Source organism: Humibacter soli (genome assembly GCF_054779035.1).
In genome coordinates this window covers 1,299,046-1,314,946 of record NZ_BAAGYX010000001.1, presented here as the reverse complement: position 1 = coordinate 1,314,946, position 15,901 = coordinate 1,299,046, and the positions used below count along the sequence as shown (strand labels likewise).

The window sequence follows — 15,901 nt, the reverse complement described above, 5'->3', positions numbered from 1 at the left end:
GGCAATGTCGCAGGTGACGCGCACGGGAGCGCCGCAGGAAGCGCCGGACAGAGGGGGACCCACCACATGGAGCAGAACCAACCGACACCATCGGTCGCGGGGGCGAACGCGGAGGTACTGAACGCGCTGCCGTTCGCCGACACAGCGGATTTCGAGGCCGTGGAGCGCGGGTTCCTCGGCACGCTTGACGACCCTGCCATCCGCGATGCGGCGGGCGAAGTCGTATGGGATGCCTCCACCTACGACTTCTTGCGGGGCGATGCGCCGGCATCCGTCAACCCCAGCCTGTGGCGGCAGTCGAAGCTCGTCGCGAAGCACGGTCTGTTCGAGGTCGTACCCGGTCTGTATCAGGTGCGAGGCCTCGACCTGTCGGTCACTTCCTTCATCGAGGGCGACAATGGCGTCATCGTCGTCGATCCGCTTCTGACCGCCGAGACGGGAGCGGCGGCGCTGGCCTTGTACCGGAAGCACCGCGGCGACCGCGCGATCGTGGCCATGATCCACACGCACAGCCACATCGACCACTTCGGCGGCATCTTCGGCATGATCACGCAGGAGCAGGTCGACTCGGGCGACGTGCAGATCATCGTTCCGGAGGGATACCTCGAACACGCCATCGCGGAGAACGTCTACGCCGGCACCGCCATGGCACGGCGCTCCGGCTACATGTACGGCGCCGCGCTCGCACGTGGGCCGCTGGGCCAGGTCGGCGCGGGACTGGGGCAGACCACATCAACGGGTCAGGCGGGGATCGTGCCGCCTACCGTGGAGATCGCGAAAACCGGCGAGACTCGCACGATCGACGGTGTCGAGATCGAGTTCCAGATGGCGCCGGGCACCGAAGCTCCTTCGGAGATGCATTTCTACCTTCCGGGTTACCGGGCACTGTGCATGGCCGAGAACGCGACGCACACTCTGCACAACCTCCTCACGCTCCGCGGCGCTCTCGTGCGCGACCCACATGTTTGGTCGCAGTACCTCACGGAGGCCCTCGTGCGATACGGCGACCGAGCCGACGTGATCTTCACGTCGCACCACTGGCCGACCTGGGGCAACGACGAGGTGAAGGCCTTCCTCGGGATCCAACGCGACCTGTACGGCTACCTGCACGACCAGACGCTGCGGATGCTCAACAAGGGGATGACGGGGGCAGAGATCGCCGAGGTCATCCAGCTGCCGCCCGCGCTGGTGGGTTCGTGGAGCACGCACGGCTACTACGGCTCCGTCTCCCACAACGTGAAGGCGATCTACCAGCGCTACATGGGGTGGTTCGACGGCAATCCTGCGCGCCTCTGGCCGCACCCGCCGCAGGCCCTCGCCGAGCGCTACGTTGCCGCCATCGGCGGGGTCGACCGTGTGGTCGAGCTGGCTCGTGAGGCGTACGACTCCGCGGACTACCGGTGGGCGGCGACCCTCCTCGATCATGCGATTTTCGCTGACGCATCCCATGCCGCAGCTCGAACGCTCTATGCCGACACGCTTGAGCAGCTCGCGTACGGCGCGGAGAACGGCACATGGCGCAATTTCTTCCTCTCCGGCGCCACCGAGCTGCGTGAGGGCAACTTCGGCACGCCGACGGCGACGGCCGCGCCCCTCGTTCTCGCCCAGCTCAGCCCGGAGCAGATCTTCGACGCGATCTCCATCACGGTGGACGGTCCGAAAGCCTGGGATCTCGACCTTGCGCTGGACATCACGCTGAGCGACCTCGACCGCACGTTCCACCTGACGCTCAAGAACGGCGTGCTCGTCTATGTGGAGCGTGAGGCCGATGGGTCCGCCGCTCTACATCTCACGCTCACGAAGCCCCGTCTGCTCGCGCTCGTTGCGGGCGACAGCGCGTCCGACGGGTTGGGCATCGAGGGAGATCCTGCGGCTCTCCAGCAGCTCGTCGGCGTGCTCGATCCGGGGGACCCCGACTTCGACATCGTTCTGCCGTAGCGCCGCTCGTCTCTCCTCAGATCAGCCCCAGCTGGGAGGCGAAGTCGCGGGTGCGACTCGCCATGGCCATCGGAATCTCCGCGATAGTGAAGTGCCCGCCTGCCTCGAGGCGCTCGAAGGTGTGCAGATCGCGGTAGAACGAGCGAGCGACCGACTCGGGGTAGGTCGTCTCGTGACGTTGGATGTGCACGCTCGCCGGCACCCGAACCGGAGGGATGCCCGGCGCATCCGTCTCGTCGAAGTACGGCCGGAACGAGGTGGCGATCGACTGCGTCGTCCAGTAGATCGTGGCCTCGGTCAGCAGGCGTTCGCGCGAGAGCCTGCGCTCGACCTGTCGCGGATCGTCGCGGGGCGTGTCGCTCCACTCCACGAACTTCTCGACCAGCCATGCCAGCAGTCCGACCGGAGAGTCGTTGAGCGCAGCGGCGAGAGTGTCTGGCCGCGTGCCTTGCACGTGAGCGTAGGCGCCTGCCTCGTATTGCCGCGCGGCGAGCTCCGCGAAGAACGCGTCGGCAGCCGGGTCAGCGAGTTGCTCGCGCTCGCGCATCGTGGGGAAATGGGCGTGCGTCACGACGATTCCCGATACGGATTCCGGATAGGACGCCGCGACGAGATCGCTGACGTTCGCCGTGACGTCTTCGCCGTAGGTCAGGAATCGGTCGTATCCGAGCACTTCCGTCATCAGCGTGTGCATGGTCGCGGCGAGACGTGGCTCGGTGAACGACCCCGACGAGTATCGACTCGAATACGCGAAACCGGGAAGGCTCGCGACCACGACGTGAAAGTCGGGCAGCAGGTCGGCGTAGTCGAGCTGCATCGCGAAGGTGTGCGGCCAGCCGTGCATCACGAGCAGTGCCGGGGCATCCGCCCGATCCGCTCTGCTGTGCACGAAATGCAGCGTCGAGCCGTCGACCTCGGCGGTGAACTGCGGATGTCCGTTCAGCCAGCGCTCACGCTCGGACCAATCGAACTCCTTCCACGACCCGACCAAGTCGGCAAGATAAGCAGCGTTCATGCCCGACCATGGTCGATCGGGCGAGTCAGGCAGTAACCGTGCCGTGGCCAAGCGATCACGGAGATCGGCGAGTGCGGCATCCGGTACCGAAACGTGGAAAGGCTCCATGCCAGGACCCTAGGCTCGACCACCGACAAGTCGGGACGGGATGGCGAGAGAGCTGGTCAACGGTCGCCACTTCGCAGTCGCACCGGCGGCACGAGTTCGCCGACACGTCGTCGCACCCACCACACGTGTTGTGTTCGCCGCTCCTCCCGCGTGGAGAAGCGGTAGAGGTACAACGACGCACGCACCATCGCGGGACGCTCGGCTCCGAACGGCGCGCTGCGGAGCATCCGCAAGGTCGCGGGATCGGCCTCCAGCAGCCTCTGCAGCAACGGTGAGAACCAGCCCTCGCCGTGCGAGCCGAGTGCGAGGAACCACATCAGCCAGTCGAGGCGCAGATGGTACGGCGCGAACTGCCGCGGCATTCGGGTGGGATCGCCGGGCTTTCCCTTGAACTCGTACTCGTGCCAGACCGCGCTCGCGGCGTCGCGCGAGTCGGTCGCCTCGATGATCACCTCGAACCGTTCCTTCGTCACCGAGCCGAACGCGCCGTAGGCGTTCACCAGGTGCCATCGGTTGAAGCTCGCGTTCATCAGCTGACGGCGCGCGAACAGGTTCCGTAACGGCCGCCAGCTCAACCCGAGCAGGAGCAGCCCCACCACGATGACGACGACGAAGAACCACAACGGTGTGATGGTGTGGTCGGTGTGTGCGGGCATTGCCGGGATGACCGCGTGAGCGACCGGGTCGGAGACTGCGGCGAACGCCAGGATGATCGTGAGCACGTTCAGCCAGGCGAAATTGCCCGACGCCACCAGCCAGAGCTGCGTGAGGATGACGATCCCCGCCGCAATGCTCGCGACGGGCTGCGGAGCGAACAGGAAGAAGGGTACGACGAGCTGGGCGACGTGATTGCCCAGCACCTCGACCCGGTGCATCCAACGCGGCAGATGGTGGAAGTACCAGCTGAGGGGACCGGGCATCGGCTGCGTCTCGTGGTGGTAGTAGAGAGCGGTGAGGTCGCGCCACGACCTGTCGCCGCGCATCTTGATCATCCCCGCGCCGAACTCGAGCCGGAACACCAGCCAGCGCACGAACACGATGATGATGATCGGCGGCGCCTGGTCGTTCGAGCCGAGGAAGGCCACGACGAACCCCGACTCGAGCAGCAGGCTCTCCCAGCCGAACGCATAGAAGGTCTGCCCCACGTCGACGATCGACAGGTAGGCAAGCCAGCAGAGCAGGAACGCGATCATGGGTGCCCACGAGGGCGCGAGCTGCGGCAATCCCGCAACGAGAGAGGCGGAGATCACCGCGCCAACGGCGGCGACCGTGATCAGCAGACGGTCGGAGTACCGACGGCGGAACAGTGTCGGCGAGAGCAGGTCGCCCATCCTCCGAACGAACGACGGCGTCGGCTCCAGCCCGTGCGCCCCGAGCAGCGCAGGGAACTGCGCGATCGTCGAGCAGAACGCGATGACGAACACCGCCGCGACGCCCCGCTCGAGAACCTGTCGCGCCAGTTCGTAGTCGCCCGCGTCGAACCAGCCCATACGCTGCCAACGCTAGTTGCGATTGAGGGTGGGAGCGGCAGACACCGTAGACTGATGAGTGCGAGGGGGAGTATCCCAGGTGCCGCATCAGGCGGTGCTCGAAACGATCGTCATCACGAGTCCTGAGGCTCCGGTCGTACGGCGTGAGAACGCGGGAGAGACTCTCGTCGCCATGGCGTACCCGCCTGGTGACGAGACCCGGAAGACCGTTGATGCACCTCGCACTCCCGCTCTGGTTCGAGATCGGCTCGATCGTCGTGCTCTCGCTGCTGATCGCCGCCGACCTCGTGATCGCCGTCAAACGGCCGCATGTGCCGAAGCCGCTCGAGTCGACGCTCTTCGTCGTCGGATACGCGCTGCTCGCCCTGGTCTTCGCCTATCTGATGTTCGTGATGGGCGACGCCGACTACGCGGGACAGTTCCTGGCCGGCTGGCTCACCGAATACAGCCTGAGTATCGACAACCTGTTCGTCTTCGTCGTCATCCTGGCGCGGTTCGCCGTTCCGCCGAAGTATCAGCAGGAGGCGCTGATGGCGGGAATCGTCATCGCGCTGATCCTGCGAGGTGTGTTCATCCTGATCGGCGCCGGCTTGATCGAGAACTTCACGTGGGTGTTCTATCTGTTCGGCGTCTTCCTGCTCTACACCGGCGTGCAGCAGGCGCTGCCCGGCTCCGACGACAGCGAGGGGACGAAGGACTCATTCTTCCTGCGCTTCGCGCGTCGGCACCTCAACGTGCACGACGAGTTCAACGGTTCGAAGCTGACGATCCGAATCGACGGCAAGCGCTTCTTCACGCCGATGCTCCTCGTGTTCCTCGCCCTGGGAACGACCGACCTGTTGTTCGCGCTCGACTCGATTCCGGCCATCTTCGGCATCACCACGAGCCCGTTCATCGTGTTCGCCGCGAACGTCTTCGCCCTGATGGGCCTGAGGCAGCTGTACTTCTTGCTCGGACACCTGCTGAAGCAGCTCGAGTACCTCAAGTACGGCGTCGTCGCGATCCTCATCTTCATCGGCGTGAAGCTCATCCTGCATGCCCTGCACACCAACGAGCTCCCGTTCATCAACGGCGGTCATCCGGTAGAGTGGGCGCCCGAAATCGGCACCTGGCAGTCGCTCGGATTCATCCTCGCGGCCATGCTTGTGGCTACCATGGCAAGTCTGGTCAAGATGTGGGTCGACAGACGTTCCGCTCGTCATCGGGATGATCAGAACTCGAGCAAGGAGAACGCGGTCGGTGAACCTGACGCTGGCGGTGAGCGCTCGCACTGACGTGGGTGCCGTGCGCGCGGTCAACGAGGACGCGGTGCTCGCGCGCGACCCCGTGTTCGTCGTCGCCGACGGCATGGGCGGGCACGCCCGCGGCGACCTCGCCAGCAGCGCAGCAGTGCGCGTGATGGAGGAGCGCATCCCGGAGGGTGCGTCAGTGACTCCCAACGATGTGCTCGACGCGGTCGCCTCGGCGAACGAGGCTGTACGCGCGCTCTCGACGGCGGACGCCTCGGGTGTCGCTGTCGCAGGTACGACCCTGGCCGGCGTCGTCGCCGTCGACGGCAGCGAGGGCGGAGCACGCTATTGGATGATCCTGAACATCGGCGACTCGCGCGTGTACAGCTGGGACGGGGCGCGGCTGACGCAGCTGAGCGTCGACCACTCGGCGGTGCAGGAACTCGTCGATGCCGGTGTGATCAGCGCAGCAGAAGCGGACGGGCATCCCGAACGCAACGTCATCACCAGGGCGCTCGGTGCTGCCGACGATGTGGACGTCGACGTCTGGATGCTCCCGGCGGGCGGTGAACAGACCTTCTTGATCTGCTCGGACGGGCTGAGCAAAGAGCTCTCGGATGACCGGATCGCCGACATCCTGCGCGAGAACCCGCACGACGAGCGGCTGGCCGGTGTTCTCGCCGATGCGGCGATCGCGGCGGGGGGTCGCGACAACGTGTCCGCCGTCGTCGTGTCGTCGTGGCCCGAGCCCGACGAGGCCGAGCGGGATACGGTAGAACGACCTGGCCACCAGCAATACCTGGAAGACACCCGCCCTCGATCGTGACGCGTGCGGAGACGTCCGCGGGCCCATCACCGATCGAAGCGAAGAACGAAGGATGACCAACGTGCTCACAGTGGAACATACGGCCCCCGGAAGTTGGCTGGCCGCCGTGGTTCCTGGACGACTCGCGGTCGTGCATCGCACTGCCGCCGACGACGGCTTCGCCGCCCGGCTGTGGGCGGCTCTTTGTCATGAGGACGGCATCCGACTCGTCATCGATGAGCTCGCCAAAGGCGGCCTGACCAACGCGCCCGGCTTCGTGCTCGCGGAATGGGATGGCGGCGATTCCGCCGATGGCAGCACCTTCGAGGCGCGCTTCATCGTGCGCGGCGGCGCCGGCGTGGCGGTCGAGACCGAGGGCGGCAGCGAAGACATCACCGCGCGCGGCGTCTCCACCTGGGTCGAGCGCCCGGTCTCCGACATGACGGGATTCCGCATCGAGTGCTTGCCGTCGGACCACGTCCCGGGCCCGGCTCTCCCCCTGGTCGTCGGCACGGCATGGGTGAGCGCGCTGACCTTCGGGTCGCTCGTTGGCGGCTTCGCCGAGGTCGCTGCGGCGATCCCGACCGCCGACGTCGACCTCGATCGCACCATCGCCGATCTCGAGTTCACGGTCGCGGGCGCGGATGCCCCTGAGCCCGCGCGCGCGACGAGCCGCGACACCACCGTGCACGACACGACCGTGCACGACAGCACCCTGCGCGACAGCACAGTGCGCGAGGCACCGCACGAGACCACCGGGTATGACCACCTTTTCGGCGCCACCATGATGCGCAGCGTCGAGGATGCCGCGGCCCGCCCCGCTGAGGATGTCGAAGAGCCAGGTGCGGACGCCCTGAGCAGCACAGCGTTCGGCGCCACCGCGCTCGGCGGAGCGGCGCCGAACGGCCCGGCCCAGGGCAACACCGCCCATGGCAACACCGCCCAGGGCGGTACGGCACTGGGCGACCACGACGGGCTCACCGTGATGAGCGGTGATCTGCGGGTGCTTCGCGAGTCGACAGGGGCTCACGCTCAGTCACCGGCTCCGGGGCACCCCGGCCCCGCAACGCCGGCATCTCCGGCCGCCGCACCGGCCGTGCCGGACGAGCCCGGCTTCGTGCTGCAGCTGCCGGATGGCGGCGTCGAGCCGATCGACGGCATGGTCGTCGTCGGCCGCGCGCCGAGCGTGAGCAAGATGGGCGGCGGACGGGTTCCCCGCCTCGTGACGGTCGACAGCGTGGAGCACGACATCTCGCGCAACCACGTGCAGCTCACCGTCGAGGGCGGCACGGTGGTCGTCACCGACCTGCACTCGCGCAACGGCACGTTGATCGCTCTCCCCGGCAAAGCGCCGCAGAAGCTGCGAGCCGGAGAGCCCACCTCGGTGATCGCCGGAACCGTGATCGACCTCGGCAGTGGAGTGACACTGGGCGTCGTTCAGGCATGAGCAGACGCGCCGCCGCTCAAGCGCCCGACCTTCCGGGCTACGACTATCAGCGGCTCCTCGGCTCTGGTGGCTTCTCCGACGTCTTCCTCTACGAACAGAAACTGCCACGACGCAACGTCGCCGTGAAGGTGCTGCTCACCGACCAGCTCGACCAGCAGTCCCGCACGCAGTTCGTCGCCGAGGCGAACGTGATGGCGCAGCTGTCTGCACATCCCTACATCGTCACGATCTACCACGCGGATGTCTCGGCGGATGACCGACCGTACTTCGTGATGGAGTACTGCTCTGGACCGTCGCTGGGGGAGCGGTACAAGCGGGAGCGGCTGCCGGTCGAAGACGTGCTGCGCATCGGCATCCGGGTGGCAAGCGCGGTCGCGACAGCGCACGCCGCAGGCATCCTGCACCGCGACATCAAACCGGCGAACGTGCTCACCAACGACTTCGGATGGCCCGCGCTGACCGACTTCGGCATCTCCTCGACCCTCGAAGACGAGCTGCCCGTCCACACCACGACGCTCTCGCGGCTCGAGGCCGCATCGGGCGCGACCGACACGACGAAGCAGTCGATCGGTCTCTCGGTGCCGTGGTCGCCGCCGGAGATGTTCGAGGACGATCCGAAGCCCGACGTGCGGAGCGACGTGTTCTCGCTCGCGGCCACCGTGTACACCGTGTTGGCCGGGCACACGCCGTTCGAGATCCCCGGGCGCTCCAACGGCACGCTGGACCTGATCGGCCGCATCGAGCGCGGAGCGATCACACCGATCGACCGACAGGATGTACCGCGCACGCTGATCGCCGTACTGGCAAAGGGCATGGCATCGCGTCGGGAAGACCGGTTCGCATCGGCCGTCGACTTCGCACGGGCACTGCAGCGCGTCGAGATGGAGCTCGGATACGCGCCGACCGGCATCGAGGTGCCGAATCTCGTGACGCCGGCCCCCTCGACGCGCGAATCGGCGGATTCCGCTGACGAGACCAGGGTGCGTTCAGTCGCCACCGTCGTCGCGCAGAAGCCGCCGGCGCCCAGTCCACCCCAACGGCAGGCACCGCCCCCGCCCGCGCCGACATCTCCCGTGCCGACGCCGCAGCCCGATTCGGCGGTGCAGGCCGACGCGACGAGGCTCCGTGGGATGCCTGTTGTGGATGCCCAGGCTCCCGAGCACACCGTCATCCGCTCGACACCCGTCTCCCAGCCTGTCGTCGACGTTCCTGCCGTGCCGGAAGAAGAGTCGCGGCCGTCGAAGCGCCGCACGGCGCTCATCCTCGGCATCGTCGCCACGGCCGTCGTCGTCATCGGTGGAGTCGTCGCAGCGATCGCGCTGGTTCCGCACACCTCGGCGCCGACGCCGGCCGCCCACTCAGCAGGGAACGGCGACGGCACCATCCAGGTCTCGGCCGTGCCCGATCCGAAGCTCAAGTCGGCTGTGCGCAGCGCGGACGGCACCAGTGTGACGTTCACCTGGACGAATCCCAAGCCCAAGGCGAACGACCACTACGAGTGGCAGCAGGAGGGCACGACCCACGGAGCGCAGTCGACCACGACTCCGACCGCGACCGTCACGGGACTGACCCCCGGCTCCGCGGTGTGTGTCGACGTCGCGATCATCCGTGACGGCGTCGCATCTCCGAACCCGCTGAAGGCGTGCAACCCATGAACCCGATCAGCGTGGAGTTCGTCGGCGAGACGTTCGACATCACCTCGCCGGGCGACTTCGGCATCGGCAGGGAAGCCGACCTGACCATCGATGACAACCCCTACCTGCACCGTCGGTTCCTTCGCATCTTCGACGAGTTCGGCATGTGGTGGATCGCCAACGTCGGCACACTGCTCACGGCGACCGTGACCGACGGAACGGGCGGGGTGCAGGCGTGGCTCGCACCTGGAGCACGGCTGCCGATCGTGTTCGAGACGATGCACGTCATGTTCAGCGCCGGCCCGACCACGTACGACTTCACGATCCGCAACCCGAACGACCTGTTCAGCACCTCGCGCATCACGCAGGAGTCCGCCGGGTCGACGACCATCCTGCCCGTCACCCTGACGACGAGCCAGCGGCAGCTCATCGTCGCCCTCGCTGAGGGCGTCCTTCGGCAGCAGATCCCCGGCAGGGCAGAGGTGCCGACTTCAGCGGATGCCGCAGCACGGCTCGGCTGGTCGATGACCACCTTCAACCGCAAGCTCGACAACGTATGCGAGAAGCTCGACAAGCTCGGTGTCGCCGGGCTTCGCGGCGGGGCGGGCAACCTCGCGACCAGCCGGCGCACGCGTCTGGTGGAGTACGCCGTCGCCACGCGTCTCGTCGGTCAGGAAGACCTCGCGCTGCTCGATCGAGAGCCAACCGAAGGCGCGTGAAACCGGGCATTTCTCACGTTCAATGCACCGATCTGTCTAGTCCTCGTTCGTGTGCTAGCTTGTACGGGGCTCGGGGGAGTCCGGGGTCACACATCGACGAGTACTGGGGGAGGCACGCGCCGTGCTGAGATCCCTCTCGATGTGGATCCGACGGCACAAAGCCCTCACCTCGGCCATCGTCATCGCTCTCGTCGCCGCCATTCCGGTCACCGTCGCCGTGTTGCACAAGGGCTTCCCGACCGACGACGTGAACCTCGACGCTCGTGATGTCTGGGTGACCAACGGCGACAAGCTGATGGGCGGAAGGCTCAACCACCAGATCGACGAGCTCGACGCGGCTGTGAACGGCGCATCCAGCGATCTCGACGTGCTGCAGGACGGCACTGCCTACTTCTTGACCGACAGCAAGAACGGAACGCTCGAGCGCATCGATCCCGCGTTCGTCTCGCTGACCGACCGAGTGAGCATCCCCGCAGGCTCCCAGGTGTCGTACGGCGGAAGCACCCTCGCCATTACGTCGCCGGACGGCAAGGTGTGGGTGCTCGACGCCTCGACCAGGCTCGCCTTCGATCCTTCGAAGACACCGGTGTCTGCGAAGATCGGCACGGGCACGAAGACCGTCGTGACGAAGCAGGGTGTCGCCTACAGCGCATCACCGGCCAAGCACGTGCTGGTGCGGTTCGACCATCCCGGCGCATCCGGCCAGTCGTCGTCGTTGGATGTCCCGCAGTCGTTCCAGCTGTCTGCAGTCGGCGACCATCCCGTCGTGCTCGACACCAAGCGCAACAGGGTGCTGATCGGAACCGGCACCGTCGTCGCCTTGCCGATCAAGGGCATCCAGCTCCAGGAGCCGGGGGAGGACAACTCGTACGCTCTTGTCGCATCGGGGAGCGGTCTGCTCAAGGTGCCGGTCGGGGGCGGACACGTGCAGATTGTCGGCGCGGGCATTCGACATGCGGTGACGAACGCCGATCAGGTCTCCGCGCCGGTCTGGCTGAACGGATGCTCGTACGGCGCCTGGGCGGGCGCTTCCCGCTATCTCTACGCCTGCGACGGCAAGCCGGCCGTCGGCGTCGACATCGCGCAGCAGGTCACCGGCGATGATCTGCGGTTCAGAGTAAACGGTGACGTGATCGCCCTCAACAACCTGCGCAACGGCGACGCGTGGGTCGTGTCCAGCAACATGCGGCTCGTGCAGAACTGGGCGAGCCTGAAGCCGAACGAGTCCGAGGTCAACGGCAACACGGGCCAGACGAAGCCCGTGCTGCAGTCGTTCCAGGACACGCTCGCCCACCGAACGCCGGTGAACCATCCGCCGATCGCCGTCGACGACAGCTTCGGGGTGCGCGCAGGGCGATCCACTGTGCTTCCGGTGCTCGACAACGACACCGACCAGGACGGCGACGTCCTGACCGTGACGCAGGTCTCACCCATCCCCGCAGCGATCGGCCATCTCGACATCATCGAGGGCGGCCGGGCCGTGCAGCTCACCGTCGCCGACGGGGTAACGGGCGGTGTCTCGTTCCGCTACACGATCGACGACGGCCGCGGAGGCATCGCGTCGGCGCAGGTGAATGCCACGGTGCACCCCGCGACGCAGAACGCGGCCCCGGTCAGCAAGCGGGAGAGCGACGCCTCGGTCGAGGTCGGTCAGTCGGTGAGCTACGACGTGCTGAACGACTGGAGCGACCCGGACGGCGACGACATCTCCCTCACCTCCGCGCAGTCCACGACGGATGACCAGGTGCAGTTCCAGCCGGACGGCAACGTCACCTTCGTGAGCAAGAACGGCCAGACCGGCGTCAAAGAGGTGCGGTACACGGTCTCCGACGGGCATGCCAGCGCGACGGGGTCGCTCATGGTCACGGTGAAGCCGCAGGGCTCCCTCGACCCGGTCGCGACGCCTGACTTCGCGTCGGGCGTCACCGGCCAGGCGATCACCATCGACCCGCTGACGAACGACCTCTCGCCCTCCGGAGACGACCTGAATCTGGTCGGCGCCAACTTCGACAGCGGCCCTTCGGAACCGGTCGTCGTCGCCGACCCGCAGAAGGGCACGGTGACGGTCAGTGCGTCGGAGCCGGGGGAGTACTACCTCAAGTACACCCTGGGAGCGGGCGCGAAGACCACTGTCGGCTTGATCAGGGTCGACGTGACGCCGGGGAACGGCGACGGCGGACCGATCGCGGTCGCCGACGATGCGTACGTGCGACCGGGCGAGACGACCACGGTGAATCCACTCGCGAACGACAGCTCGCCATCGGGCAGGGTGCTCGCGGTGCGCTCCGTGTCGAAGTTCGACGCCTCAGCCGACCTGAACGTGGAACTGCTCGACAACCAGGTCGTGAAGATCACCTCTCCGAACGTGCTGCCGCAGCAGGTGCAGCTGAACTACGTGGTCTCCGACGGGCTCAAAGAGGCGACATCCACCATCACCGTCGTGCCCATTCCGCCCCTCGTCGTACACCAGCCGCCCGTGGCGACGGATGACGCAGCCACGGTTCGCGTCGGCGACATCACGACCGTCAGCGTGCTGGACAACGACTACTCGCCCGACAACGAGCCGTTCACCATCGACCCGAAGCTGCACGACACGTCGAACGCGGGCGCAGGAGCCACCGCCTTCGTCAGCGGCAACACGGTGCGCTACCAGGCGCCGGACAAGCCGGGCCAGTACTCGGTGTCGTACGGCATCAGCGACAAGTGGGGGCAGAACGCGATCGCGACGGTCACGTTCCAAGTGACGGGTAAGGATGGCAAGGACCGGCCACCCGTGCCCTCGACACTCACCGCACGGGCGTTCGCCGGGTCGAGCATCCCGATCACCGTTCCGCTGAGCGGCATCGACCCCGACGGCGACTCAGCGACCCTCGACGGCATCATCAGCCAGCCGACGCTCGGACGCATCGCGAGCTCCGGCTCGAACTCCTTCACGTACGAGGCGTACCCGGGCTCAGGAGGCACTGACACCTTCACGTACCGGGTCGTGGACACCTACGGCAAGACCGCGACCGGCACGGTGCGCATCGGCGTGATCCCGCGGCCGACGAGTCTGCAGCCCCCCGTCGCTGTGAACGACACGGTGCAGGTCAAGCCGGGCAAGACGGCATCGGTGCCGGTGCTCGCGAACGACTCCGATCCGAACGGTTACACCATCTCGGTGCAGAAGAAGCTCACCGACGTCGACCCGGCGCTCAAGGCGTCGGTGCACGGCCAGATCGTTCTGGTGCAAGCCCCGCAGAAGCAGGGCGTCTACGTCGCTCGCTACACGATCACGAACGGCCAGGGCGGTCAGGACAGCGCCTACGTGCAGGTCATCGTGACCAACGACGCGAAGCCGGTCTACCCGACGGCGATCGACCAGATCGTCGAGCCGAACCAGGTGGCGGGCAAGAAGAGCGTCAAGGTCAACGTCTACGACGGCGCCGTCAACCGCTCTGATCTCGTCAACGCCCTGCAGGTCGGACTGACCGGACCGAACGCGAAGAGCGCGACGGTCGGCCAGAACGGGTCGGTGACGGTGACGCCGGGGAACGAGCGGATGGCCGTCGCCTATACGCTGACAGACCCGGCGACGGGGTTGAAGGGCGAGGCGTTCATCGTCGTGCCGCCGGCCTCGGACGGCACGCCTCCTCCCAGGGTCAAGGTGCCGCAGCAGATCGTGTCGATGAACGCGTCGAAGACGTGGAAGCTGTCCGACCTCATCACGGTGCCGTCCGGACGTCCGGCGAAGATCACCGGGGCATCCGGCGTCACGGTGACGCACTCCGCTGTCTTGCCGTTCGTGGATGACCAGACGCTGACCTTCACGGCCGAGAAGGACTACCGCGGACCGGCCGCCATCACCTTCAAGGTGAACGACGGACGCGAGCCAGGCGCGAGCGGCGACCGCGTCACGTCGCTCGTGCTCCCGATCACTGTCGGAAACCCGGACCAATCGGATGTCCCGCCGACGTTCACGCCGCCGAACGTCACCATCGAGGCGGGCGAGAAGGCGACGACCGTCGACCTGCGCGCGTCGAGCTTCCACCCCAACCCGCAGATCTTGAGCAAGCTCACGTACACCGACTTCTCGGGAGCGTCGAACGGCATCGTGGCGACGCCGAACGGCTCGACGCTGACACTGTCGGCACCGTTCGGCGTGCAGCCGGGCTCCACGGCGACCATCACGTTCAAGGTGAATTCGGCGACGGCCTCGATCGCCGGATCCGTGAACGCCAAGGTCGTGAGCTCGACGCGTCCGATCGCGCAGCAGAAGAACCCGCCGATCACGCGGGACATCCGCCGCGGAAACACGACGACTGTCTCCGACGCGGCGAGCGACGACAACTGGGTGAATCCGTTCCCCGGGCACGCCCTGACGATCGCCACGGCGAAGCAGGTCAGCGGGCCGAACGGGGTAACCGTCACGTTCACCGACTCCTCGATCACGGTGTCGGCCGCCTCAGGGGCGGACATCGGCGTGGTCAACGTGCAGTTCACGGTGCAGGATGCGACGAAGGATCCGGCCAGAACGAAGGCGACGATCGGCCAGCTGCAGGTGACCCTCCACGACGTGCCCTCGAAACCCGATCCGCCGACCGCCGCGGCCAACGGCGACAGCTCGATCAACGTTACGTTGAACGCCCAGCCCGCCGACAACGGCAAGCCGATCCAGGACTACGTCATCTACGCCAATGGGTCGAAGGCGAAGACGGTCACTGCGCTCGGCACCTATGCGATCGACGTCGTGAACGGCACGGGATACACGTTTACGGTCGTCGCAGAGAACGCTGACGGTCCGAGTGTCGCCTCCGCGGAGAGCAACGGCGTCACGACGTGGGGCACGCCAGTGACGCCAGGGCAGCCGTCGATCGGAGAGAGCGGGGATTCACCGAACGGTGTCGTGACCTTCGGCTGGAATACGGTGGACACGCGCGGCGCGTTGCAGACCTACGAGTGGCAGCTGAGCAGTGGCCAAAGCGGTCAGACGACAGGAAACAACGCATCGGTCGGTGGCCTCGGCCAGGGCAGTTACTGGGTCAAGGTCCGCGCGCAGAATAAGGGCGGCGTCTGGAGTGCCTGGTCGCCGCAGAGTTCGAGCGTCAACGTGCCCAACCCGCCACCACCGAACCCCTCGGGCGACGTCGTCAAGGGTAAGCATCCGCCGTCGGGCTGGGGCAGCTGCAGTACGGGCTGGAATTTCATCGCAGCGAGTTACACCGATGTGCCGTCGGGCAGCTACAAGCTCATCCCGTCGCTCTCCAACAGCCCGGCGGGGAGCGGTCCGATCGGCAGCGACTTCATCACAGTGGATATCGGCGGATCAGGGACCGTTTCCACCCACGGCTGCTTGGGCAATCCGGGCGCGGGATCAACCGTCACGGTGGAATTCCAAGCAGTCAGCGGCACCAACGCCAAGTCGTTCAGCGTGTCAATCTCGGGCTCCGGCTGGAACAGCCTGCCTATGACGAGCGTCGGCCCGGCGGGCTCATGACCGAGCGATCCCGATGAACAGCACGACCAGAGACATCAGC

9 protein-coding genes are annotated in these 15,901 nt (G+C 66.7%); 7 read left to right on the top strand and 2 right to left on the bottom strand.

Going from position 1 to position 15,901, the window contains the following annotated elements; all coding sequences use genetic code 11:
• The first annotated feature begins 66 nt into the window (after positions 1-66).
• Positions 67-1,938 carry an alkyl/aryl-sulfatase gene (locus ACYVDN_RS06175; RefSeq protein ID WP_460569478.1) on the top strand — a complete coding sequence of 624 codons (1,872 nt, stop codon included), beginning with the start codon at positions 67-69 and terminating at the stop codon, positions 1,936-1,938.
• A 16-nt stretch (positions 1,939-1,954) separates the two neighbouring features.
• On the opposite strand, the gene ACYVDN_RS06170 is transcribed toward ACYVDN_RS06175, so the two are convergent.
• A complete protein-coding gene (locus ACYVDN_RS06170) occupies positions 1,955-3,061 on the bottom strand; it encodes an epoxide hydrolase family protein (protein ID WP_460569476.1) in 1,107 nt (368 codons plus the stop codon).
• 56 nt (positions 3,062-3,117) lie between these two features.
• Positions 3,118-4,551: a lipase maturation factor family protein gene (locus ACYVDN_RS06165; RefSeq protein WP_460569474.1), complete on the bottom strand. Its 1,434-nt coding sequence runs from the start codon at positions 4,549-4,551 to the stop codon at positions 3,118-3,120.
• 212 nt (positions 4,552-4,763) lie between these two features.
• Here ACYVDN_RS06165 and ACYVDN_RS06160 point away from each other — a divergent pair, with 212 nt between their 5' ends.
• The 6 genes from ACYVDN_RS06160 to ACYVDN_RS06135 all read left to right on the top strand — a co-directional run bounded on the left by ACYVDN_RS06160 (position 4,764) and on the right by ACYVDN_RS06135 (position 15,861).
• Positions 4,764-5,825 carry a TerC family protein gene (locus tag ACYVDN_RS06160; protein WP_460569472.1) on the top strand — a complete coding sequence of 354 codons (1,062 nt, stop codon included), beginning with the start codon at positions 4,764-4,766 and terminating at the stop codon, positions 5,823-5,825.
• Positions 5,791-6,606, top strand: a complete 816-nt coding sequence (locus ACYVDN_RS06155) for a PP2C family protein-serine/threonine phosphatase (protein ID WP_460569470.1) — start codon at positions 5,791-5,793, stop codon at positions 6,604-6,606. Before ACYVDN_RS06160 ends, ACYVDN_RS06155 begins: the two co-directional genes overlap by 35 nt.
• 61 nt (positions 6,607-6,667) lie before the next feature.
• Positions 6,668-8,032: an FHA domain-containing protein gene (locus tag ACYVDN_RS06150; RefSeq protein WP_460569468.1), complete on the top strand. Its 1,365-nt coding sequence runs from the start codon at positions 6,668-6,670 to the stop codon at positions 8,030-8,032.
• Entirely contained in the window at positions 8,029-9,687 is a 1,659-nt protein-coding gene (locus tag ACYVDN_RS06145; protein ID WP_460569466.1) for a serine/threonine-protein kinase, read from the top strand. Before ACYVDN_RS06150 ends, ACYVDN_RS06145 begins: the two co-directional genes overlap by 4 nt.
• Entirely contained in the window at positions 9,684-10,385 is a 702-nt protein-coding gene (locus ACYVDN_RS06140; protein WP_460569464.1) for a hypothetical protein, read from the top strand. The genes ACYVDN_RS06145 and ACYVDN_RS06140 overlap by 4 nt, the downstream gene beginning before the upstream one ends.
• A 121-nt stretch (positions 10,386-10,506) precedes the next feature.
• Entirely contained in the window at positions 10,507-15,861 is a 5,355-nt protein-coding gene (locus ACYVDN_RS06135; RefSeq protein ID WP_460569462.1) for an Ig-like domain-containing protein, read from the top strand.
• Positions 15,862-15,901 lie beyond the last annotated feature (40 nt).

Bases quoted from the DNA above. Each gene is read 5' to 3' on its own strand.
- ACYVDN_RS06175 (WP_460569478.1), top strand. From the start codon at position 67: ATGGAGCAGAACCAACCGACACCATCGGTCGCGGGGGCGAACGCGGAG.
- ACYVDN_RS06170 (WP_460569476.1), bottom strand. From the start codon at position 3,061: ATGGAGCCTTTCCACGTTTCGGTACCGGATGCCGCACTCGCCGATCTC.
- ACYVDN_RS06165 (WP_460569474.1), bottom strand. From the start codon at position 4,551: ATGGGCTGGTTCGACGCGGGCGACTACGAACTGGCGCGACAGGTTCTC.
- ACYVDN_RS06160 (WP_460569472.1), top strand. From the start codon at position 4,764: ATGCACCTCGCACTCCCGCTCTGGTTCGAGATCGGCTCGATCGTCGTG.
- ACYVDN_RS06145 (WP_460569466.1), top strand. From the start codon at position 8,029: ATGAGCAGACGCGCCGCCGCTCAAGCGCCCGACCTTCCGGGCTACGAC.
- ACYVDN_RS06140 (WP_460569464.1), top strand. From the start codon at position 9,684: ATGAACCCGATCAGCGTGGAGTTCGTCGGCGAGACGTTCGACATCACC.